The organism is Nitrospira sp. CR1.1 (assembly GCA_014055465.1).
Classification (GTDB): Bacteria; Nitrospirota; Nitrospiria; order Nitrospirales; family Nitrospiraceae; genus Nitrospira_A.
Genome location: WIAF01000001.1, coordinates 351444 through 372023 on the forward strand (window position 1 = coordinate 351444; position 20580 = coordinate 372023).

Consider the following 20580-nt stretch of genomic DNA (forward strand, 5'->3'; position numbering starts at 1 on the left):
GCTCCCTCGCGCATGAGTGGCTCTACTTCACCTTCCCTTCCGACGCCGCGAGAAGCTTCTCAATTTCTTCCTCGAAGGCAGCAAAGGGGAAGGCTCCGGGAATCGCGAGCGCCGGATTTTGGGCCGTGGGCTGCTGCGTCGTCCGCATCAGAATGAAGCCGGGTGTGCCGTGAAATCCCCAGGAATTGGCTTCGTCGCGATCTTGAAAGATCGCCTTCATGTGCGGAGCGTCGCGCAGACATTGCCGAAACTTCGCTTGGTCGAGATTGATGGCTTTGGCATGCTGGGAATAACTATCCACATCCAAGCGGCCGTCGGCGGCAAACAGGCGGTCATGCATGGGCCAATAGGTGCCTTGATCTCCTGCACAACGGGCTGCCAAGGCAGCCGTCACGCCGGGGCCCTGATCGGCACGTGGGTAATCCTTGTAGAGAAACCGCACCTTGCCCGTATCCACGTATCGCGCTTGAATCTTGGGCCAGGTTTCCTTGAAAAACTTGAGACAGTAGCCGCAGGTAAAATCCGAATATTCGATCAGGGTGATCGGCGCATCCATCTTGCCCCGCATACGATTGTCGACTGCCGGCGCGCCCGCCGCCATGACCGACGCCGTCGTCAGCACGAACAGAAGAACCGGCGCCCCGACCCTCATCATCCAACCAGCCATGGCTGTCATGCGGAGACACTTCTCGCAGCGCATCGTTCCAACAATCCCACCATGAGCAGCGGCCACACCAGCGTCGCATCACTGAGGACTTCGGCGAAACGGCCGCCCTCAGCCGGCGGGACGAACTTGCCCCAGGAGATGCCTTCTTGATAGGTGCAGCCGCTCAATCCGCCCCAATAGTCCGGCTCAGGGCAGATCCGCACGCCATAGTGGAAGCGTGGCGGTTGGACATTGAGCCCGAGACGCGTATTGCTGATTTCAATATAGGGGGCCACTTGCTGCGCCCAATTGCGAGGCACGCCGCCGCCGATGGTAAAAATCCCGAGCCGCGTGGAGCCGAGGACTTCCTCTGCATAGTGATTCAGATCGAGGTAGGGGTTAAACACCGGACAGGTCTGGTGCAACCTGCGTAGTATCGCGAGATCCCCGCCCTCTTTGATCTGGCTGCGGGTAAAATCGATCTGTTTGCCCATGGCCCAGGTCCCGACGTCCAGGCCCATTTCAGAATCGGTAAAGGCGGGAATATAGACCGGAACGTTCTTGAGATAGGCGCTCTTGAGAATGCCCGGGCCCTCGAATTCCTCGGCCAGCGTCTTGCCCAATTCGCGAGTCAAAAAGTTCGACGACAGGGGCTGATCGATATTGATGCGCTTCATAGTCTGCGATACCACATGCTCGACATAGTTGAGATTCGATTCCATCTCGAGCGTGTCGTAGACCCGATTGTAGCCCTTTTGAAATAGCTCCTCATCGGTATGGGACGGTTCATGACGGTAGTGCAGCTTGCCCACTGATTCGCTCAATCCGTGCGCCACCAGCGCGCCGGTCGAGACAATCGCCTGCACCATGCCGCGGTCGATCATGGTGCTGATGATCTTGCCCATCTTGGCAATCGTCATGGCACCCGACAGGGTCAACACGACCTTGCACTCAGGATCCTCGATCATCGCGGCGAGCGTTTCGTAGGCCTCACCCAGACGACGGCCCCCGAACGCCGTCTTGCGCATCGCTTCCAGCAACTCCGTGAAAGAATGAATTTTCTCGGGATCTAGAGGCTCCAATGCCTCCAAGCCATCCTTGGCTCCGTCGTGAAATTCCCGTCCCGCCATGATGAACGCCTCCCGAAAAAAAATCAGCCTTCCGATTAAGCAGACCATTTTATACACAACCGACTGTCGCGGGGTCAATTGAAGCGCGACCAGCGGCCCATCACCATTCACACATGGCTTCGTGGAAGGGAGTGGGAGGCACGCGTACAACCATCCATGGGCAGGCAGGTCAGCGTGTAAAACAGTGTTGGGGGTATCGCCGTCGCGAAAGAACGGGTCAGCTTCGGACGCCGCTGACCAGAGTCAGTATCATGGCAGTGAGATACATGACGGTCATGCCGGCGAACATGCCTGCCGCGACCTGCACCCGACGCATCGCCGTATAGGACATCGCGGTGAGCGAGAGCACCACATAGAGCAATGACCCGGCAGCCAGCGCGTAGAAACAAATCGAGAAGTAGGAGGACACCCCCTGCCCGCTCAGAAAGGTCCCTATGCAGGTCGGCAACCCGGCAATCAGCCCGAGCAGCGCGACATCGCGCCACGAGATCGGCGTTTTCCCGGCAGCTCCGACGATACCGAATCCCTCAGTTCCGTTATGCAGGCCGAACCCCGTCACCAGCAAGACGCTCAGCGTATATTCCCCACCGGCGTAGCTGGTCCCGATTGCGAGCCCTTCCCCCAGATTGTGCAACCCCATGCCCACCGCAATCATGTAGGGCAACGACAGGATCCGGTTTCCGGAACGGGCGCCGAACACCTGACTGGATTCCAATGCGACTAAGCCCACAAAACTCACGCCCAGACTACCCAGAAACACCAGCCACGAGATCGGATCACGCGCGCCTGTCTGCTCGGTGGCCTCGTGCATGAGGTCGAAAAAGAGGTAGACCAGCACCCCGTTCGCCACCCCGATAAACCCACCCTCCCAGGTGCGCGGGAGCACCTTGCCCAGATAGAGGGCGGCAAGAATCCCGAGGTAGACCGGAATGAGACCAGCGACCGCACCGAGAGCCATAACATCAAGCATGGCACGCTTCTATCAGAATCAGGCCCTGGAGGAAAGGCCGAAGACACGCTGAAATCACCCCGGTTCGTCAGAGGACCGTGTGTGCGCCCTGCAGCGAATAGACCGGGGGGACCGTCTGCGTCCGATTGGACGCCCTCTTCACGATTCCTTCGTAGACCGCCGTATAGGCCGTCGCGGTTTCAACAAGTGAGTCCAGTGTGTCCACATGGACTTCGCTCGGCTGACACGTAGCAGGAACGGGGATGAGGGCCAGCCAATTCAGATCAGGGCACTGTCGAATCTGCTCGACCGATGTTGCTACCAGAGCTAATTCCCTGAACTCCCGGAATACGCACAGAATTTCTGGCGCATCCAGCGGACCGTAGACCGTGGCCAGGGTGGGAAGCGGACTGCGACGCATCAGCGGAAAGGCGGCAAACCCCGCATGGACGTGGATCAGATCAAAAGAAGTCCCCATGGAGAAGGCTTGCTCGAGAGCCAGAAACGTCAATCCTTCGGAGAGATGCCGCTTCGGGGCCGGATAGTGCCGAAGTGCCAGAGGCGACACCGGCACTAATGTTCCTGATACCCGGCTGTCCCCACTGGCGAAGACCGTCACTTCATGGCCGAATCGAATCAAGCTCCTCGTCAAGAACTCCACGCCCCTCACGTCCGGGCTTTCACTCTCGTTGCACACCTCTTCAAAAAACTGACTGACCTGGGCAATACGCATACCCTCTTCCCTTTCTTGTTCGTCGATCTCTCCTACCACTCCGTGACTCCAAGGAGAACCTGTTCCCGTCCACCCCATTCGAAGCGTGACTCCAGACAGCTACGACGGGCAGGTGCCGAGGCGATACGGCGCTACTCGCTGATATGCTCGAGCCATCTGCATACGTATGCAGGGAAACCGACTCGCTTCACGGGAGCGCAGAGGGTACGACCAACAGATGAAAATGACCTGAGGGCAACATGAAAGTTTGATGAGGAAAACGGCGGGCAGCCGCTCGACGGCCCCCCGTTTCGATTTCCCCAAGGCAGATAGCGATCACGTGGGAAGGCGCGTTCGCGAGCGTGATCCTGCCGCATGCTGAAGGAAAGAGAGGTAGGACGAGCGGACATCACTGAGGGGGGACGGCACGAAAAGTGACCGCCCCCGACAGCTGCCCAGAAACTCACTCCCGATCTCGGAGGAGCGGGAACGGGGGGACCGGGTTAGCGCGAACCGGCGAGCCGGGCCAGAGTCGGATGTCCGGCCATTGCTTCCTGCAACGCCTTGACGACTGCTACTGACGACACTTCTCCCGCCTCTGTGAGCGCGAGATACTGCTGTTGCGCCAAGAGGAAAAACGCTGGCTGCTGTTCGGTCGGCACGTTCATCAGCGTCGCCAAGGCCGCCAGATGTTCCCCGCCGCCCCTCGCCATATCGGCCGACAGGGTGTCGAACGTACTGGCGACGAAGGTATTCGTCTCCTGTGCCGCCATGACCTTGCCGTCATTGGTGCAACCCGAGGTTCCAAAACTGATCCCGAATGTCTGGCTGCCGAAGGTGCCGTTGGTGGTGGCCATCATGACTTGGGGCGCAATATTTTTCGGCGTCTTGTAATCAGACCAGGCCAATTTCCCCAAGCCGCATCCAGGACCGTTGTCCGGATTAACCGCGAACGCCAGGCCGAACTGAAGAGTGATCAGCATACCTGTAAGCGCTAGGATTCCTTGTTTCTTCATACGATCTCCCTTGTGTTTCCACGTATCACCGCCGCCGCTCAGAGACGGCTCGCGGATTCCTCTCTGCGCGATTCCTACCATAGCTGTCTTTTTCACGCTGTCAAACAAAGCACTGTTTTTTTCATCTAACCAGAAAGGACATTGCCAAACCCTCTTATGGGCAATGAACACCTCGCGCAGGATTTCGCTGGTAAGGGCAGATATTTGGCCTGAAGCAACGGAACGAGGGGAATCAATTGAACAGAGAATTGAGTGCCTTGAGAAGAGGCGCTCTTGCCGGTCCGTGATCAGACTCTCAAGCGATTATTCCCCGACATGGAAAAATTTGGTGGTCCCAACGGGATTTGAACCCGTGTCTGAGCCTTGAGAGAACGGACCAAACTGAGGAAAATCAACAGGATGATTCTTCGGAAACGTCCAATGAGTGATGAGCTTTTACAATGGCTTACAGATAGGCTGTCCGATATAGGACAGGCATAGAGATGGTAGCGATCGGTCAGCGGCTGACTAAGTATGCAAAGGAATGGAGCCCCCTACAGAGCTGGAGGCGATTTGTTAGCGGCTATCTTCCGCTGGGGGAATTCCGTTTCATGGAATTGTGGAAGCCGCATCACGACCACATGCGGTTCGGCTCTAGACAATTAGCCAAGGCTACCTCGCTCGCATAGAGAGTCAGCCGACAGGTACCAAGCGGCCTCGCCGTGATGAGGCACCTTTCGTCGGTGTCAGCCGGCAAGTCGTCGCGCTGAGTTCCAAGGTACCATCCAGCGCACCGAGCAATCGGATCAGCGTACCGATTCCTGGCCGTTGGGCTCCACTTTCCAGCCTTGCAAGCTGCGGCTGCTTCATGCCGACGCGTTTCGCCAATTCCGTCTGACTCAGGCCGCGCCGTTCTCGCAGCTTGGCTAAAGCAACCGCCAAGGCCACATCCTTCTCCGCCTCGGCCAATTCGCCGGCAAACGAGGGTTTCTTACAAATCTGCTCGTCGATATAGTCTCGATGGGTTTTCATCGTTTCACCTCTTCAGCGTATCGGCATACCGTTGTTCCGCCAGCACAATGTCTCCCGCCTTCAGCTTCTGAGACTTCTTCTGCACCGCATGGAGAATGACAAAACGCTGCCCCACGATCGCCCCATAAAAGAACCGGTATTCGCTCCCCGACCATTCCGGACGGAGCTCCCAAATCTTCCCGCGAACATGTTTGGCAATTGCCGCGGGCAGCCGGGTTCCATCCACTTCTAATCGACTGATGTAGGCCAAACACTTCGCCCGGGCTTTCGGGGAGAGCGCGTCAAGGAAATCCTCGACCGGCGTCTCTCCGGTCCTGGTTTCGTAGTACACCACCGTCCATGGCATATCAGCACTATAACATTTCTGTTATAGGCCATCAACAGGTAAGACGGAAGGCGACATTCAGCAGAAATAAAACGCGAGGGCAGCGAGCCTCACTCTATGGCCGCTGCTCTGTGGGGTCATAGGTCTTGGGTTTCGTGGCACCGGGAACCACCTCTCCCACAACGGTAATGCACTGTGATCCAAAGAACCAGAACGCAAACGTATCGAGCGTGACACTGCGAATGTGCCGCACAGGAGGGCTGGCGTTCGCCATGGCCTGCTCTACTGTATTGGTGCCAAAACCGAAGCCGAAAATGATGTATGAGCAATCACTCCCCTCAGTCATCGGTTTTACGGCCTGATTCTCAGGGGTGATCCGAGAGGAGATATTGACGCACCCGCCAAGGAGCAGCGAGACAGCACAACAGCCAGCAGCGATCACTGTCCTGCGCATTCATCCCCTCCTAGTTTGGTGCTGATCTAAGCTCATGGTCAATTGTGGCTTACCAGTGGCCCGCTGTCGCTTCACAGGCCACTCGACGAGACTCATTTCCGCTTTTCTGCATACTTCTTCAGCAGATCCCGCGCCGCCTCTTCCAGCGGCCCGTTCACATACCTGTCCCAATTCACCGCCGAGCTGACGGATTTCTACCTCACGGCAATTGCACGACAGTGACGGTCCAATCTCCACCAGAAATGATGCTCAAATAGTAAGTGCCGGCTTTGGGGTAGTAACTACTACCTGATCCTGGCTTGTGCTGCGAAGCGAGGTTGTCAACCGGGTCCCCATTCATGGCATAGAGCGAGACCCTAAAACTTTCCCCTTTGGCATCCCACCGAAGTTCCCATCCATCTTTCGCTGTGAAAGGACGCAGGTTCCGAGATCCATTGGCCGATTCCCGCTGCAGGACTTCTTCCGCAAAAGCCGTTTGCCAAACCAGAAGAATGAGCGTTGCGAGGGCGAGGGTGATGCGCGGCATGTGACGCCTGTTCATTTCTTCTTCTCTCCATACTTCTTCAGCAGATCCCGCGCCGCCTCTTCCAGCAGTTCATTCACGTACCTGTCCTGATCCAACGCAAGGTGCTGGATCTCCAGCATTACCGCCTGATCCATGCGAATTCCGTAGAGTTTTCGAGTCGATCCTGACTGCTTCTTTGTCATGGAAGCGCACAATACGCAACGCTGGTTACCGAGTCAACCATATAACTTGCTATCCAGTTATATGCTGATATATACTTCACTCGTCAGACAAAGAGGTCTACCCCATGCCGATGATCAGGCTCCTGATTTCACTCCCAAAGACATTAAAGGCCAAGCTCGACGCCATGAGAAAACAAGGCACCACCTCGAGCGGATTTATTCGCAGCCTGCTCGAACGCGAGTTTCAGAAACAGGACGAGCAGAAGCGCTAACCATCAGAAAAAGGAGTCGGTCGAATGGGAACTTTGGGAGCGTTGCAGAACATCAGCGGCGCGGTCGAGGGCCCTTCTCTTACCAGTCTCAAAACAGTATTCACATGGCGGACATGGCTGGAATCTCAAGCTTCGCGAGGCCGTGACGCAACTAGAAACTACGTACACGAAGCCCGTTTTGTCCTATGGATTGTCCTATGAGAGGCAAACCACTCCTGAGCCAGAACTCAGGAAGGTCGCCAACTCCTCGGAAGATCAGGGAAAAGGTTGGTGGTCCCAACGGGATTTGAACCCGTGTCTGAGCCTTGAGAGGGCTCCGTCCTAGGCCAAGCTAGACGATGGGACCGGTGAGGTAGTCCAACTACAGCGGAAAGAACCGGACTGTACCATAGCGAGTTTTGGCTTTTCAAACGGCAAGTCACAGCGGTCTGCCCGGAGGGGCCGCTCAAGACGCGGGCATGACTCGATCAACCAGGCCCGCTTGCAGAGCCTTTTGAATTAGCCTACAGTACGTGTATGTATCGTCATGGCTTCAAACCCACACGCATTCTTGTTGCCGGCCTGATTCCCGCTCTTCTCGCATTGGCCGGCTGCGGAGCCAGTTTCCTTGAGGGGACGATCGCGCCGCCCAACTCCAGCGCCTGGACGAAGTGCGGAAGCACCACCAAAGTGCGCGTGAAGCCGCCTAAATCCACTATCACGGTCGCGTATACGGAGCCGACCACCGGCACTGACGGCAAACCCCTGACCAACCTTGCCTACACAACCATTTATTATAATGCCGGGGACGGCCCTGTGATCGCGAAAGTTGTGCCGGCATCACAAAAGACCGGCGGGGCAGCCGTCTCTCAAGTCATCATGATACCCACGCCGAACCAGGCAGAGCAGGACGTGACCGTCTGCGTGACAGCCACCGACTCCGACGACCGTGAAGGCCCCGCCACGCCCTAGCATCCCGCTAGAACAGACTTGACAGCGCCCCGCTAAGGGCCTACCTTGCATCCACTTGCTCAGGCCGGCACAGAGGGCCGAATGCGTCGCCCAGCCGGTCTTCAGGTCGCACTAGATTTCTACGCATGGAACTACGCAAACCTGACGCATCACCTCCTTCCCACGAGGCCGAATCAGAGCGGCATAAACACAGCCTGGAGATTCGGCTCGGCTCCAACATTTTTCGCAATACCAATGGTGTGATCCGGGTTCAGGGCAAGGAACAACTCGTCCTGGAACTGGCGCCGGAACAAGACCGTATCCTGCTCACCATCGATTTGTATGACGGGAGCGGCAACCATGTGGCGCATCTCCGCCGCAATCGCTGGGCCTTCAACGACGGCAACCGCTTTTTGCTCAACACGAGCGACTCTCCGCCGACCCTCTTCCCCAATCTTCCCTGGCTCAAGGTGACGGATCAGGAAACCGGCGAAACGGTCTTGGAAGCGGCCGTCACCCCGGGCGAAAAGATCCATGTGGCGACGGGCAAGTTCTATTCGCATCGCGGCCAACTCATCGAAATCACCTCCCACTTTTGCCGCATCGGATCGACGCACACCCTGTTCGGTGATGTGTTTGAAGCGCGTGGCGGAACGGCGGTGCTCGGCTGAAGACGGCCGGATCACATGACTGACGCGCCAAACCCCAGTATCCATGCCTTCCTGGTCTGTGACAGTGTCATCGAAGACAGCCTCACCAAGAAAAAATCTCTGATCGGTATTTTCACCCATCTGCAGGCAGTGACGTTCCCGTTTCAGCACCACCAACTGGGCCTGTACTTCTGCATGACCGATGCTGAAGGAACGTACCACCTGGAGATCGATCTGATGTATGTGAACACCGATCAGTTGGTCTGCCGCGCCTCCCTTCCCGACATCGTCATCGGCGATCGCCTGCAGATTGCCGATTTCGGCATCAACATCCCCGCCCTTCTGTTTCCCCATCCAGGTCGTTATGAGTTTCGCTTGCGCATGAACAACCGCGTGATCGCGCAAAAAGATTTCAATGTCATCCAATTGCCTTCACCACCTGCCGCCTAACCAGCCTCGTTCACGCTTGCGAAAGCGTGCGTGACCGGGATGCATGAGGCATCCGAACGTGACTCCTCGGCGGACATCATATGTACCGAGACGGTTTGCTCAGGCAGGCGAATCGGAAAGCAATGAATGCGGCAGATGGCTAGAAGGCCGTGGCAGTGGCAAGACAAGCGTCGACATATTCGTTTTCGCCGCGATGGCAGGCCTGGACACGCTTCGTGTGATCATCAAACAGAGGCACCACCATTTCGCCCACGGTGGCATAGCAGTCTCGTTTGAACGGGCCATCCAGGCTGCGGCATAGCGCCAGGCCGGGATCGGGATTCGCGTCGGTCAAGATGAAGTCCTTTACCGCGCCAATGAAACACTGCGTGATCTGATCGCCCTGCCCAAGCCGGCACAGCTCATTCACGCGCGGAGCATCACGCAGCGTGTACCCGCTGATATCGCGTCCCAAACTTCGGTAACAGGTCGTCTGATGCTCCCCCTCCACACGGGCGCATTGCGTGAACGCCTGCGCGAAATCGTAATTCAGAAAGGTCAGTACCGCAGACGTCTGCATCAGGTAGCAGGCGCGCAGATACTTTTCCGTCAGGACGGAGCAGGGATATAACAGATCGTGAGGATTCAAAAAGCTGGTTGCCTCATGGTGATGATGCTCGCCGGCCGGTTGCGCACGGCGCGCCTGCTGAAACGTGACGATGTTCTCCATAAACACGCCGCCATAGCAGGATTCGCGGTCCCAACTTCCGGGCAAGGCATCACAAAAGGCCAGACTCTTCAGCAGATCGTAGCGAAATTGGATGGTCAAGCCGTGGCCTAACCCATGAAGACAGTTATATCGCTGAAACGAATAGGCCGAGACCGTTTCGCTGATGGGGCAGAGAGACAGGATATGCTCGGGCTCCACAGCAGGCAGACTGCTCAGGAAGGCCTGGAGCACACCATGGTAACAACCAGACCAAAACACATCCCGGCAATGCGACATCGCGAGTGCCGCCGTCCCGTAGCGTGTAAACGACCGCTGACCGACATGATGCACAAGCGGATGCGCCTCTCGCATGGCCTCGGGATCTTGCACAGTGATCTGCTCCAGGGCCGTCAGCGCCGCCTCGGTGCCCTGGGCCTGCAACACCATTTCCAGATGCGTTTGATAACACGGCATCTTGGCGTCAAATGGCTGGACCCGACACGACTCTGGCGATGCCGGCTCTTCCGCGTGGAGCCAGTCAATCCCGCCCATACCAAGCAGCGCCACCAGCGCCAGAACCATCCGTTGACCACGCATCATCCGATCTCCCTCACTGAATCACCACACGTCAGGCAGCCTGCGATGGAAGATTGATTCTAAAATACTCACCCCAATCGATCCAGAAAAAATCGACACGGCACAGGCCGCCCATCAATCCCTTTCTCCCATCCGCCATTCTGTGATAGAACCATGCGCGTTTGATTATCGGCAATTCGACGAGATCGCACCCAGCATGTCCACCATGCCAGAACCCCCGACACGCTCAGACTTCATTCGCGAGATTGTTGCAGCCGATCGTGCCGCCGGTAAACATGACGGCCGGGTGGTCACCCGTTTTCCGCCGGAACCGAACGGCTATCTCCATATCGGGCATGCCAAGTCGATTTGCCTCAACTTCGGCATTGCCAACGAGCAACCGGGCGGAATCTGCCATCTCCGCATGGATGATACCAACCCGACGACAGAAGATCCCGAATATGTGCAGGCCATTCAGGAAGATGTCCGCTGGCTGGGATTCGACTGGCGCGACAACATGTTTTTCGCGTCCGACTACTTCGAGCGGCTGTACGGATATGCCGAGACACTCATCCGAAAAGGCCTCGCCTATGTCGACAGCCTGACGGCCGACGACATGCGCCGGTACCGTGGAACGCTCACGGAGCCGGGGCAACCCAGCCCGCATCGCACCCGCAGCATCGAGGAGAATCTGAACCTGTTCAGCCGCATGCGGGCGGGAGAATTTCCCGACGGCGCCCATGTGCTTCGCGCCAAAATCGACATGGCGTCGCCGAATATCAATCTCCGCGATCCAGTGCTCTACCGCATCCGGCATGTCGCCCATTACCGCACCGGCACCACCTGGTGCATCTATCCCTCGTACGATTTCGCGCATCCGCTGTCTGATGCGATCGAAGGCATCACCCATTCAATCTGCACGTTGGAATTCGAGGACCACCGGCCTCTGTATGACTGGGTCGTCGAGCAATGCGAGACGCCGAGACGCCCGCAACAAATCGAATTTGCCCGGCTCAATGTGACCTTCACGGTCATGAGCAAGCGCAAATTACTCGATCTCGTCGAACGCAAGCTGGTCAACGGCTGGGACGATCCTCGCCTGCCGACGCTCAAAGGGTTGCGCCGCCGCGGGTTCACGCCGGAAGCCCTACGCGCATTTTGCGAAGCCATCGGCGTAGCCAAACGGGATGCCATCGTCGAAATGCAGCTCCTCGAACACTTTGTCCGCGAAGACCTGAACAAGCGCGCTCCCCGCGTGATGGCCGTGCTGCGCCCCTTGCGCCTCGTGATCGAGAATTATCCTGAGCATCAGGTCGAGCAACTCGATGCCGTCAACAATCCGGAAGATGCGTCCGCCGGCACGCGTCAGGTCCCCTTCTCACGCGTGCTCTACATCGATCAGGAAGATTTCAAAGAAGACCCGCCCAAACAATTTTTCCGACTCGCCCCGGGCCGGGAAGTGCGGTTGCGGTACGCCTACATCATCACCTGTGTTGGCGTCGTGAAGGACCCGGCCACCGGCGAGGTCACCAAGATCCGCTGCACCTATGATCCCGAAACCAAAAGCGGCGGCGCGCAGGCACAACGAAAAGTGAAAGCCACGATCCACTGGGTGTCGGCCGCTCATGCCCTCGACGCAGAAGTGCGGCTGTATGAGCAGCTCATGCTCACGGATCCAGCCAAGATTCCTGCCGATCAGGATTGGACCCAACATCTGAATCCCCGTTCACTGGAACGGCTGCCGGCGTGTAAAGTGGAACCCAGCCTTGCAGAGCTGGCTCCCGGCACCAGCGTGCAGTTCGAACGTGTTGGCTACTTCTGTGTCGATCCTGACTCTTCTCCCGCCAAGTTGGTCTTCAACCGAACTGTCACGCTCAAGGACGCCTGGGCGAAGATCGAAAAAGCCCAAGCCCCGCGCTGATCCACTCCGCTGCCACTCGATTCGGCATTTCGCTGTCCCACACAAAGTACTGGTGCGCCGGCCTTCGGCAGCCTTGAACCCTCTCCTGGCTATGAACGAGAATGACCCGACGCACAGTTGGTCACTTCATTGACGCCAAAGGAGTTACAACGATGGTGACAGGATCGGGAAGCGAAGATCATCAGACAGAACGTGGTTCATTCCGGGAGCGCCTGCTGCAGTTGGAAGCCGCGATTCCCGGCGCAGCGACCGGCGCGCAACCAGTCCTGGTGAACATTCACCGGTCCGTCCGTCGGCTCCACGAACAGCTTCAGCGCATCGATGTGACGCCTCTCCTGCCCCGCTCTCTCGTCAGCCACGTTCGCTGCTTTGATTGCGGAACGACAAACATGGAGTCGTTCCATACCTCGACGCAGGGCGGTTATCATCTCTGCCCGGCCTGTTTTCACCAACGGCGTAGCACAGGACGCGCCAGAACCGCTCACTAACGTCACGCTCGCTTCCTTGGAATCGACTGATTCACCCGCTCAAACAGCACGGCTGCTACCCGACGTACCGCTAGCCCCGAGCCTCCCCCACACCGTATACTGCACGCTTTCACTGTCGCGAGAGAGGTGCTCCAGGTATGGCCCCGAATATTCTGTTGAGTTGCGAATCGATCAGCAAAAGTTATGGGGTGCGAGCCTTGTTTGCCAACCTAACCCTGGCCTTGTGCGAAGGTGACCATGTCGGACTAATCGGCCCGAACGGGTCCGGCAAGTCGACCTTGCTCAAAATCCTGGCCGGCCTCGAATCGCCCGACCAAGGCACTCGCACTCTACGTGGTCATACCCGTGTCGGGTACGTGCCGCAAGAGCCGAGCTTCCCTGACGGTTCCAGCATCGAACACGTTTTGCAGCAAACCCTCACCGACGCGGGCCGCGATCCTCACGAAGAAGGAGGCCGGATTGCCCGAGCACTCAGCATCGGCGCCTTTCCCGATCCGGAACACGGCGTCGCCACCCTCTCGGGAGGGTGGCGCAAGCGATTAGCCATCACACAGGCCTTGCTGCTCGAGCCGGACGTGCTGCTCATGGACGAACCGACGAACCATTTGGATGTCGAGGGGATTCTCTGGCTGGAACGGATCCTGAAGAACCGCGCCAAGGCCTTTCTCGTCATCAGTCACGACCGCCGCTTTTTAGAGTCGATCGCCACACGCATGGTGGAACTCAATCGTTGTTATCCCGAGGGGCGCTTTGAAGCCAAAGGTCGATACAGCGACTTTCTGGAGCAACGGGATGCCGCCCTTCAAGCACAGGCCGACTATCAATCGTCGCTGGCCAATCGAGTCCGGCGAGAAGTGGAATGGCTGCGTAGAGGGCCCAAGGCCCGCACAACCAAAGCCAAAGGCCGCATTCAATCGGCTGGCAAACTGATCGAGGAATTGGACCAGGTCGAGTCCCGCGCCGCCCAGTCGTCGATCGGTATCGACTTTTCCGCCTCGGGGCGAAAGTCGAAACAACTGCTCGTCGCGAAAGAGGTAACGAAGCGCTTCAACGAGAAGCCCGTCGTCACCAATTTGGATCTGCTCCTCGGGCCCGGGCAACGCCTCGGTCTCCTTGGCCCGAACGGCAGCGGTAAAACCACTCTGCTTCGATTACTCGCCGGCACTCTGGAACCAGATTCAGGCACGATTATGCGAGCGGAGGGGCTGCGTATCGTGTCATTCGAACAACATCGCGAGTCATTGGATCAGGCCGCCACCTTGCGGCGCGCGCTAGCTCCCTCAGGTGATGCGGTCGTCTATCAAGGCCGTTCTGTCCATCTGGCCTCGTGGGCGAAGCGTTTCCTCTTTCGACCTGAACAACTCGACCTTCCGGTCTCGCGACTGTCCGGCGGTGAACAGGCGCGACTGCTGATCGCCCAACTGATGTTGCAGCCTGCGGACCTGCTTATTCTCGACGAACCGACGAATGATTTAGATATTCCGACGCTGGATGTACTGGAGGATAGTTTGCTCGAATTCCCCGGCGCGCTGGTGCTCGTGACGCATGATCGGTGGTTGCTGGATCGTGTCTCAACCATCCTGCTGGCACTGGACGGCACCGGCCAGCTCGAATGGTTCGCCGACTATGCCCAGTGGGAAAGCGCACAGGAACGGGCCGTTGAATCTGAAACGGCCGCGAACGAGGAGGGCACCGTTTCCGCAGCGGTCGACCAAGAGGCAGGAACTGCGACGATTCGCAAACCTAAGAAACTGAGTTATCGAGAACAGAAGGAATGGGGCACCATTGAAGAGACGATTCTGAAGGCCGAAGAGCAGGTTGCCGCCTGTCAGGCTGCGATACAGGATCCGGCGGTGGTGTCGAATGCCGCGGAATTACAGGCACGGAGCGAAGCCTTGGTGGAGGCCCAGGCTGAAGTGGAGAGACTTTATGCGCGCTGGGCTGAACTGGATGAGAAACGCGCACAGACCGTGCAGAGTTCGTGAAGAGAAATTTGGCTGGGGGACTAGGAATCGAACCTAGGTAGCCAGCTCCAAAGGCTGGCGTCCTACCGCTAGACGATCCCCCAGCGCGGTACGGAACCGAGACATCGAGCTGAAGAGCAGGGCGTGGAAAAGATTTTGGCTGGGGGACTAGGAATCGAACCTAGGTAGTCAGATCCAGAGACTGACGTCCTACCGCTAGACGATCCCCCAACCGGTCCACACAGTAATATAAGCCTCTCCATTGCGTCAAGATCGAGCGTGATTCTTGAGCGGCCAGTCAGGATCTGGACGCCTGCTCGATCCCCTTGCGCAGTCGAAGTAACGTACGCTCCCGGCCAAGTACGTCCATCACCTCGAACAAACCGGGACTCGCCGTCCGGCCGGTCAAGGCCACACGCACCGGCTGAGCCAGTTGCCCCATTTTGATCCCCTCTTCCTCGACCAGTTTTTTGAACGCCTCCTCCCACGTCTGCTTGTCATATGAGGGGAAGGCCTCAAATCGTTCCGTCAACTTGGTCAGCATCGGCGCATGGGCAGGCGTGAGAAATTTTTTCGCCGCCTCCTCTTCGAACGCCACTGCCTCGCCGAAATAGGGCCTCACCCAATGAACCATTTCAACCAAGGTTTTCGTCCGCTCTTTCACCAGGACCACGAGCTGCGCAAGCCACTCCATCGATACCGCGCGGACCTCGTCTTTGAGGTCGGTCTGTTCGAGCAACGGCACCAGCGCCTCCGCCACCTGTTCGGGCGGGTTGGTCTTGAGGTATTCGGCATTGATCCACAATAACTTTTCGGGGTTGAAGACAGCCGGGGAGGTCTGGACATTCTTCCAGGAGAATTTTTCGATCAGTTCTTCTCGCGAAAACAGCTCCTGATCTCCATGTGACCATCCGAGCCGGACCAAATAGTTGACCATGGCGTCGGGCAGGTAGCCCATGTCCTTGTAGGCCATGATCGACGTCGCGCCGTGACGTTTCGACAGCCGCGTCTTGTCCGAGCCCAAGATCATCGGCAAGTGGCCGAAGCGCGGCAGCGGAAACCCGAGGGCCTGAAAAATCGGGATCTGGCGAGGCGTATTCGTGAGGTGGTCGTCCCCCCGCACCACATGGGTAATGCCCATCAAGGCATCATCCACCACCACGGAGAAGTTATAGGTGGGAAAGCCGTTCGACCTGAGAATAATGACGTCATCCAGAATCTGATTGTCAAACACCACCCGGCCCTTGATCAAATCATCGACGATCGTCTGACCGTCCTGTGGGGCTTTGAACCGAAGCGCCGCATCACCGGTTGGTTTGGCCAGCCCCAGATTTCGGCACCGACCGTCATATCTGGGTGATCCGCCTTTGGCTTCAGCGTCTTTCCGGCGAGCTTCAAGTTCCTCCGGTGTACACACGCACCAATAGGCATGGCCCTGCTCAAACAACCGCATGGCATGACTTCGATAGAGATCCATGCGTTCGGTCTGCCGAAAGGGACCTTCATCCCAATCCAATTTGACCCAGCGCATGCCCTCAAGAATGGCTTGAATCGATGCGTCGGTGGAACGATCCTGGTCCGTATCTTCGATCCGGAGAATAAACACGCCATTCTGCTGCCGGGCAAACAGCCAATTGAACAAGGCCGTCCGCACCCCGCCAATATGGAGGAAGCCGGTCGGACTGGGCGCAAATCGAACCCTGACCTGACTCATCGCGTCACCGTAGTCTGTGCGGAATAATGTACGTGCAACGGGGGGCTATCTATAACATGGCGCCGAAACGATGTACAGAAAAGGCAGTTCCATTCCGAATCCGTTTTTGCTAAGAACAATCCATGGCTGAACCTACACAACTTGCTGAAGTCGTCTCGCTCACGGCCTTGACGCCGCACACCACAGAACTCGTGCTCCGCCCGGTTGAATTTCCGCTGGCGTTTAAGCCGGGGCAGTGGATCTCCCTTCAATTGCCAGTCGGAGACCATCCACCGTTGAATCGTGCCTATTCACTGGCGGAGCCCCCGACACCCGAGGGACATCTCACGCTCGTCTTTGATCATGTACCGGGAGGCAAAGGCTCAGGCTATCTCTCGTCACGTAACCCGGGGGACCACGTTCCTCTGTCGGGCCCCTATGGTCATTTCGTGCTTCCCGAACCAAAAACGCAGCACCTGCTATTGATCGGCCGTTATTCAGGCCTTGTTCCGCTCCGCTGTATGGTCCGTGCTCTGGCGGAACAGGACACCCTGCCCTCAACCACTCTGATTGCCCATGCACCGACCACCAGCGAACAGCTGTACCACGAAGAGTTCACGGCGCTGGCCGCGAGGCATTCCAACTTTCAGTATCTGCCGTTTGTGAGCGAGGCCCCGGAGGGCCATGCAGGGACGGTGGAGGCGATCAAACAACTTACCGGAAACGGCCACCGCGTCACACCGATGATCGCAGGGATCAAGGCTTTTGCCCGCCCGCTGCGCAGCCTGTTTATGGAATTGGGATTTGATCGCCGGGAAGTGAAGCTCGAAACATACGATTGAAGCCTAACCAGGCTGTGTCTTGCTGGATCAATGACCTTCCTTCGCGAGATTCTTGTTGACGGCGGGGATTTCCACCGTGATGTCTGTCCTTCCATTCGGCACACACTGGCACCCGAGCCGGGACTGCAACGTCGTGGCGGGAGCCTCGTCTAACTGATCGAACTCATCATCAGTCCCCTCATTACACGTCTCCAGGCCCTTCTTCACCATGACGTGACAGGTAGAGCAAGCGCAAACCCCTCCGCAGACATGCTCCAGATCGATGTCATTCCCCATGGCGATATCCAGAATGCTGCCCGGCAGCCCCGTCGGACCATAGGGAATCTTGTCCGGCTGCACCGCCACCTTCTTTTCGGTTTTGTCCGGGAAAATGAAAGTCACAGTGTAGGCTTGAGACGGTAACTCAATGTCGGCCTTTTCAATATAGGGATTCGTTCCACCCATGTTGCTCAGCCCCTTTTCTTCTCATTCCTCTGACTAAGAGATATGCCGGATTATCCACCTGCCCATCACCCGGCCGTTCCAGCTGGAAGCCATATATTTCCGCTCTCGGACTCCCCTCGGAGTTCTCTCGCCCTTGACAGTATAAAAGATCACATGATAGCTTTTGTACGACTCATTTGATCGGAGATCATTATAGTCTCCGACTTTAAAGATCGGCAATAGGCCATGCTGAAATTATCAAAAAAGGCAGATTACGGATTAATGGCGCTGCAACATATTGCCTCCAACCAATATGGCGATGTCGCTCATGCCCGTGTGGTGAACACCAAAGAAATCGCCGAGGAATATCACATTCCGGTCGAACTACTGGCGAAAGTCCTTCAAACCCTCTCCAAGAGCGGCATCATTGAAAGCCATAACGGCCCCAAGGGTGGATATCTCCTCGGCAAAAATCCACGTGAAATCACGATTGCCCACGTACTCGAAAGCTTGGAAGGACCGCTCGGCATCATGGATTGCTCACACGAGAAAGACGGCGATGCCTGCATGCAGCGCGAGCACTGTAACATCCGGACCCCGCTCCTGAAAATCCAGAACAGCATCTATCAGCTTCTGAATAATATGACCTTGCAAGATATGCTGGGGGGCACCCCTCTCATCACCATTCAATCCGTCGCGACGGAACAACAAGGAGTCGAGCGATGAAGTTCCCCATCTACCTGGATAACCATGCGACCACCCCGATGGACCCTCGGGTGCTGGAATCAATGCTCCCCTATTTCACGGAAAAGTTCGGGAACGCCGCCAGCCGGAACCACGCGTTCGGATGGGAGGCTGAAGAGGGTGTGGAGACCGCGCGCAAACAAATCGCCAAGTTAATCCACGCGGATGCCAAAGAAATCGTCTTCACGAGTGGCGCCACCGAATCCAACAACCTGGCTCTCAAAGGGGTGGTGGAGATGTACCACGAGAAGGGCGACCACATTATCACCTCGTCAACCGAGCATCGCGCGGTGCTGGACACTGCCAAGACGCTCGAAACCAAGCGCGGCGTGAAGGTCACCTATCTTCCGGTCGACAAGTTCGGCATGGTGAATCCGGAGGACGTCCGTAAGGCGATCACCGACAAAACCATCCTCATTTCCGTCATGTTCGCGAATAACGAAATCGGGACGATCAACCCCATCAAGGAAATCGGGAAGATCGCCAAAGAAAAGGGCATCCTCTTTCACTGCGATGCGACCCAAGGCGTGGGAAAGGTCCCGGTCGACGTGCAAGAGATGGGGATCGACCTCATGTCCTTCAGCGCCCATAAAATTTACGGACCCAAGGGCATTGGCGCCCTGTATGTCAGAAAAAAGAACCCCCGGGTCCGCATCGCGGCTCAAATGGATGGGGGCGGACACGAACGTGGCATGCGATCCGGGACGCTGCCCGTGCCATTGATCGTGGGATTCGGCAAGGCCTGCGAGCTCTGCGAGCAGGAAATGGCCGCCGACGCCGCGCGGCTCTCTGTCATGCGTGATCGTCTGCATGCGACCATTACCAAGGCGCTGGAGGATGTCTATCTGAACGGCCATCCGACAGCACGACTCCCGCACAATCTGAATATTTCCTTTGCCTATGTCGAAGGTGAATCGCTGCTGATGGGCTGCAAAGAAATCGCCCTCTCTTCCGGCTCGGCCTGCACCTCCGCGACGCTGGAACCTTCCTACGTCTTGCGAGCTTTGGGGGTGGGAGCGGAGCTCGCGCATTCCTCCATCAGATTTGGTCTGGGACGCTTCACGCTCGACGAAGAGGTTGACTATGCCGCGAAGAAGATTATTGAAACCGTTACCAAGCTGCGCGAAATGTCGCCGCTCTATGAAATGGCGAAAGAAGGCATCGACCTGAAAACCGTGCAATGGGCAGCGCATTAATTTGAAACCATCACCATCTGATTGATTCTTTTCGGAGGACACCATGGCCTACAGCGAAAAAGTCGTCGACCATTTCAACAATCCCCGCAATATGGGCAGCTTTAAGAAGGAAGAAGACGGGGTGGGTACGGGCATCGTCGGCGCCCCCGAGTGCGGGGATGTCATGAAGCTCCAAATCAAGGTTCAAAACGATACGATTGTCGACGCGAAGTTCAAAACCTTCGGATGCGGCTCCGCTATCGCCAGCTCCAGCCTGGCCACCGAATGGCTGAAAGGCAAAACGGTGGAGGAAGCCGGCAAGATTAAGAACACGGATATCGTCCAGGAGCTCAATCTGCCCCCAGTCAAGATTCACTGCTCGGTCTTGGCCGAGGATGCCATTAAAGCGGCTCTTGCCGACTATCAAAAGAAGGCCGACCCGAAGTAACCGACAGGAAGGAGCGCACTATGGACGTCACCACGAATGCCGATCCCCAAGCCCCGGTCATTACTCTGAGCGATGCCGCGCTCAAAGAAGTGAAGCGCCTCATCAATGTCCAAGGCATTGAGGAAGGCGGCCTCCGTCTGGGCGTCAAAGGAGGCGGCTGTTCCGGACTGAGCTACACCATCAACTTCGATGAAAAAATCGGCCAGTACGATCAGGTGTACGAATTCGACGGTGTGAAGGTCATTGTGGATGCCAAGAGCGCCATCTATCTGCAAGGCACTCAATTGGACTTTCAGAAAGACCTGATGGGTGGAAATTTCAAGTTTGTGAATCCGAATGCCAATAAAACGTGCGGCTGTGGCGAATCGTTTTCAGCCTGAGCGAGC

23 protein-coding genes and 3 tRNA genes are annotated in these 20580 nt (G+C 57.1%); 11 read left to right on the forward strand and 15 right to left on the reverse strand.

Annotated features, from left to right (window positions below):
* Positions 1 to 22 precede the first annotated feature (22 nt).
* From GDA65_01645 to GDA65_01690, 10 genes are all read right to left on the reverse strand, one after another.
* Positions 23 to 700, reverse strand: coding sequence for a thioredoxin domain-containing protein (locus tag GDA65_01645; GenBank protein MBA5861404.1), 678 nt, complete (start codon positions 698 to 700; stop codon positions 23 to 25).
* Complete coding sequence (locus GDA65_01650; protein ID MBA5861405.1) at positions 673 to 1776, reverse strand: deoxyhypusine synthase; 1104 nt, start codon at positions 1774 to 1776, stop codon at positions 673 to 675. Before GDA65_01650 ends, GDA65_01645 begins: the two co-directional genes overlap by 28 nt.
* A 217-nt stretch (positions 1777 to 1993) precedes the next feature.
* On the reverse strand, positions 1994 to 2746 hold the full coding sequence (locus tag GDA65_01655; protein MBA5861406.1) for a zinc transporter ZupT: 753 nt from the start codon (positions 2744 to 2746) through the stop codon (positions 1994 to 1996).
* A 67-nt stretch (positions 2747 to 2813) separates the two neighbouring features.
* Complete coding sequence (locus GDA65_01660) at positions 2814 to 3536, reverse strand: glycosyltransferase (GenBank protein MBA5861407.1); 723 nt, start codon at positions 3534 to 3536, stop codon at positions 2814 to 2816.
* Positions 3537 to 3940: 404 nt separating this feature from the next.
* Positions 3941 to 4453, reverse strand: coding sequence for a DUF3015 domain-containing protein (locus tag GDA65_01665; GenBank protein ID MBA5861408.1), 513 nt, complete (start codon positions 4451 to 4453; stop codon positions 3941 to 3943).
* 672 nt (positions 4454 to 5125) lie between these two features.
* The gene (locus GDA65_01670) at positions 5126 to 5464 is read right to left on the reverse strand and encodes a helix-turn-helix domain-containing protein (GenBank protein ID MBA5861409.1); all 339 of its coding nucleotides are present in this window, start codon (positions 5462 to 5464) and stop codon (positions 5126 to 5128) included.
* Between the two features lie 4 nt (positions 5465 to 5468).
* Positions 5469 to 5810 (reverse strand): hypothetical protein, encoded by a 342-nt coding sequence (locus GDA65_01675; GenBank protein MBA5861410.1) that lies wholly within the window; start codon positions 5808 to 5810, stop codon positions 5469 to 5471.
* Between the two features lie 94 nt (positions 5811 to 5904).
* A complete protein-coding gene (locus tag GDA65_01680; protein MBA5861411.1) occupies positions 5905 to 6243 on the reverse strand; it encodes a hypothetical protein in 339 nt (112 codons plus the stop codon).
* A gap of 199 nt (positions 6244 to 6442) precedes the next feature.
* Complete coding sequence (locus GDA65_01685) at positions 6443 to 6769, reverse strand: hypothetical protein (GenBank protein MBA5861412.1); 327 nt, start codon at positions 6767 to 6769, stop codon at positions 6443 to 6445.
* A 701-nt stretch (positions 6770 to 7470) separates the two neighbouring features.
* Positions 7471 to 7548 (reverse strand) — tRNA-Glu (locus GDA65_01690).
* Between the two features lie 170 nt (positions 7549 to 7718).
* On the opposite strand from GDA65_01690, the gene GDA65_01695 reads away from it, so the two are divergent.
* The 3 genes from GDA65_01695 (at position 7719) to GDA65_01705 (ending at position 9232) form a co-directional block, all read left to right on the forward strand.
* The gene (locus GDA65_01695) at positions 7719 to 8153 is read left to right on the forward strand and encodes a hypothetical protein (protein ID MBA5861413.1); all 435 of its coding nucleotides are present in this window, start codon (positions 7719 to 7721) and stop codon (positions 8151 to 8153) included.
* A gap of 125 nt (positions 8154 to 8278) precedes the next feature.
* Complete coding sequence (locus GDA65_01700) at positions 8279 to 8803, forward strand: hypothetical protein (protein ID MBA5861414.1); 525 nt, start codon at positions 8279 to 8281, stop codon at positions 8801 to 8803.
* 15 nt (positions 8804 to 8818) lie between these two features.
* A complete protein-coding gene (locus GDA65_01705) occupies positions 8819 to 9232 on the forward strand; it encodes a hypothetical protein (GenBank protein ID MBA5861415.1) in 414 nt (137 codons plus the stop codon).
* Positions 9233 to 9371: 139 nt separating this feature from the next.
* Here GDA65_01705 and GDA65_01710 read toward each other — a convergent pair whose 3' ends face one another.
* Positions 9372 to 10520 (reverse strand): hypothetical protein, encoded by a 1149-nt coding sequence (locus GDA65_01710; GenBank protein MBA5861416.1) that lies wholly within the window; start codon positions 10518 to 10520, stop codon positions 9372 to 9374.
* A 193-nt stretch (positions 10521 to 10713) separates the two neighbouring features.
* On the opposite strand from GDA65_01710, the gene GDA65_01715 reads away from it, so the two are divergent.
* The 3 genes from GDA65_01715 to GDA65_01725 all read left to right on the forward strand — a co-directional run bounded on the left by GDA65_01715 (position 10714) and on the right by GDA65_01725 (position 14890).
* Complete coding sequence (locus GDA65_01715; GenBank protein ID MBA5861417.1) at positions 10714 to 12417, forward strand: glutamine--tRNA ligase/YqeY domain fusion protein; 1704 nt, start codon at positions 10714 to 10716, stop codon at positions 12415 to 12417.
* A 152-nt stretch (positions 12418 to 12569) separates the two neighbouring features.
* Positions 12570 to 12905 (forward strand): hypothetical protein, encoded by a 336-nt coding sequence (locus tag GDA65_01720; protein MBA5861418.1) that lies wholly within the window; start codon positions 12570 to 12572, stop codon positions 12903 to 12905.
* Between the two features lie 137 nt (positions 12906 to 13042).
* The gene (locus GDA65_01725) at positions 13043 to 14890 is read left to right on the forward strand and encodes an ATP-binding cassette domain-containing protein (GenBank protein ID MBA5861419.1); all 1848 of its coding nucleotides are present in this window, start codon (positions 13043 to 13045) and stop codon (positions 14888 to 14890) included.
* Positions 14891 to 14899: 9 nt separating this feature from the next.
* On the opposite strand, the gene GDA65_01730 is transcribed toward GDA65_01725, so the two are convergent.
* The 3 genes from GDA65_01730 to gltX form a co-directional block, all read right to left on the reverse strand.
* Positions 14900 to 14973 (reverse strand) — tRNA-Gln (locus tag GDA65_01730).
* 53 nt (positions 14974 to 15026) lie between these two features.
* Positions 15027 to 15100 (reverse strand) — tRNA-Gln (locus GDA65_01735).
* A gap of 67 nt (positions 15101 to 15167) precedes the next feature.
* Positions 15168 to 16583 carry a glutamate--tRNA ligase gene (gene gltX / locus GDA65_01740; protein MBA5861420.1) on the reverse strand — a complete coding sequence of 472 codons (1416 nt, stop codon included), beginning with the start codon at positions 16581 to 16583 and terminating at the stop codon, positions 15168 to 15170.
* A 122-nt stretch (positions 16584 to 16705) separates the two neighbouring features.
* Here gltX and GDA65_01745 point away from each other — a divergent pair, with 122 nt between their 5' ends.
* The gene (locus GDA65_01745) at positions 16706 to 17404 is read left to right on the forward strand and encodes a hypothetical protein (protein ID MBA5861421.1); all 699 of its coding nucleotides are present in this window, start codon (positions 16706 to 16708) and stop codon (positions 17402 to 17404) included.
* A gap of 27 nt (positions 17405 to 17431) precedes the next feature.
* On the opposite strand, the gene GDA65_01750 is transcribed toward GDA65_01745, so the two are convergent.
* Entirely contained in the window at positions 17432 to 17848 is a 417-nt protein-coding gene (locus GDA65_01750; protein MBA5861422.1) for a 2Fe-2S iron-sulfur cluster binding domain-containing protein, read from the reverse strand.
* A 225-nt stretch (positions 17849 to 18073) separates the two neighbouring features.
* Between GDA65_01750 and GDA65_01755 the strand changes: the two genes are divergently transcribed.
* From GDA65_01755 to GDA65_01770, 4 genes are read left to right on the forward strand one after another with little or no spacing between them, the layout of a single operon-like run.
* Complete coding sequence (locus GDA65_01755; protein ID MBA5861423.1) at positions 18074 to 18553, forward strand: Rrf2 family transcriptional regulator; 480 nt, start codon at positions 18074 to 18076, stop codon at positions 18551 to 18553.
* On the forward strand, positions 18550 to 19767 hold the full coding sequence (locus GDA65_01760; GenBank protein ID MBA5861424.1) for an IscS subfamily cysteine desulfurase: 1218 nt from the start codon (positions 18550 to 18552) through the stop codon (positions 19765 to 19767). The genes GDA65_01755 and GDA65_01760 overlap by 4 nt, the downstream gene beginning before the upstream one ends.
* 43 nt (positions 19768 to 19810) lie before the next feature.
* Positions 19811 to 20194, forward strand: a complete 384-nt coding sequence (gene iscU / locus GDA65_01765) for a Fe-S cluster assembly scaffold IscU (GenBank protein MBA5861425.1) — start codon at positions 19811 to 19813, stop codon at positions 20192 to 20194.
* Positions 20195 to 20214: 20 nt separating this feature from the next.
* Positions 20215 to 20574 (forward strand): iron-sulfur cluster assembly accessory protein, encoded by a 360-nt coding sequence (locus tag GDA65_01770; protein ID MBA5861426.1) that lies wholly within the window; start codon positions 20215 to 20217, stop codon positions 20572 to 20574.
* Positions 20575 to 20580 lie beyond the last annotated feature (6 nt).

Coding starts and splice junctions, on each gene's coding strand:
- GDA65_01645 (MBA5861404.1), bottom strand. CDS start 700: ATGCGCTGCGAGAAGTGTCTCCGCATGACAGCCATGGCTGGTTGGATG.
- GDA65_01650 (MBA5861405.1), bottom strand. CDS start 1,776: ATGGCGGGACGGGAATTTCACGACGGAGCCAAGGATGGCTTGGAGGCA.
- GDA65_01655 (MBA5861406.1), bottom strand. CDS start 2,746: ATGCTTGATGTTATGGCTCTCGGTGCGGTCGCTGGTCTCATTCCGGTC.
- GDA65_01660 (MBA5861407.1), bottom strand. CDS start 3,536: ATGGGGTGGACGGGAACAGGTTCTCCTTGGAGTCACGGAGTGGTAGGA.
- GDA65_01665 (MBA5861408.1), bottom strand. CDS start 4,453: ATGAAGAAACAAGGAATCCTAGCGCTTACAGGTATGCTGATCACTCTT.
- GDA65_01670 (MBA5861409.1), bottom strand. CDS start 5,464: ATGAAAACCCATCGAGACTATATCGACGAGCAGATTTGTAAGAAACCC.
- GDA65_01675 (MBA5861410.1), bottom strand. CDS start 5,810: ATGCCATGGACGGTGGTGTACTACGAAACCAGGACCGGAGAGACGCCG.
- GDA65_01680 (MBA5861411.1), bottom strand. CDS start 6,243: ATGCGCAGGACAGTGATCGCTGCTGGCTGTTGTGCTGTCTCGCTGCTC.
- GDA65_01685 (MBA5861412.1), bottom strand. CDS start 6,769: ATGCCGCGCATCACCCTCGCCCTCGCAACGCTCATTCTTCTGGTTTGG.
- GDA65_01695 (MBA5861413.1), top strand. CDS start 7,719: ATGTATCGTCATGGCTTCAAACCCACACGCATTCTTGTTGCCGGCCTG.
- GDA65_01700 (MBA5861414.1), top strand. CDS start 8,279: ATGGAACTACGCAAACCTGACGCATCACCTCCTTCCCACGAGGCCGAA.
- GDA65_01705 (MBA5861415.1), top strand. CDS start 8,819: ATGACTGACGCGCCAAACCCCAGTATCCATGCCTTCCTGGTCTGTGAC.
- GDA65_01710 (MBA5861416.1), bottom strand. CDS start 10,520: ATGATGCGTGGTCAACGGATGGTTCTGGCGCTGGTGGCGCTGCTTGGT.
- GDA65_01715 (MBA5861417.1), top strand. CDS start 10,714: ATGTCCACCATGCCAGAACCCCCGACACGCTCAGACTTCATTCGCGAG.
- GDA65_01720 (MBA5861418.1), top strand. CDS start 12,570: ATGGTGACAGGATCGGGAAGCGAAGATCATCAGACAGAACGTGGTTCA.
- GDA65_01725 (MBA5861419.1), top strand. CDS start 13,043: ATGGCCCCGAATATTCTGTTGAGTTGCGAATCGATCAGCAAAAGTTAT.
- gltX (MBA5861420.1), bottom strand. CDS start 16,583: ATGAGTCAGGTCAGGGTTCGATTTGCGCCCAGTCCGACCGGCTTCCTC.
- GDA65_01745 (MBA5861421.1), top strand. CDS start 16,706: ATGGCTGAACCTACACAACTTGCTGAAGTCGTCTCGCTCACGGCCTTG.
- GDA65_01750 (MBA5861422.1), bottom strand. CDS start 17,848: ATGGGTGGAACGAATCCCTATATTGAAAAGGCCGACATTGAGTTACCG.
- GDA65_01755 (MBA5861423.1), top strand. CDS start 18,074: ATGCTGAAATTATCAAAAAAGGCAGATTACGGATTAATGGCGCTGCAA.
- GDA65_01760 (MBA5861424.1), top strand. CDS start 18,550: ATGAAGTTCCCCATCTACCTGGATAACCATGCGACCACCCCGATGGAC.
- iscU (MBA5861425.1), top strand. CDS start 19,811: ATGGCCTACAGCGAAAAAGTCGTCGACCATTTCAACAATCCCCGCAAT.
- GDA65_01770 (MBA5861426.1), top strand. CDS start 20,215: ATGGACGTCACCACGAATGCCGATCCCCAAGCCCCGGTCATTACTCTG.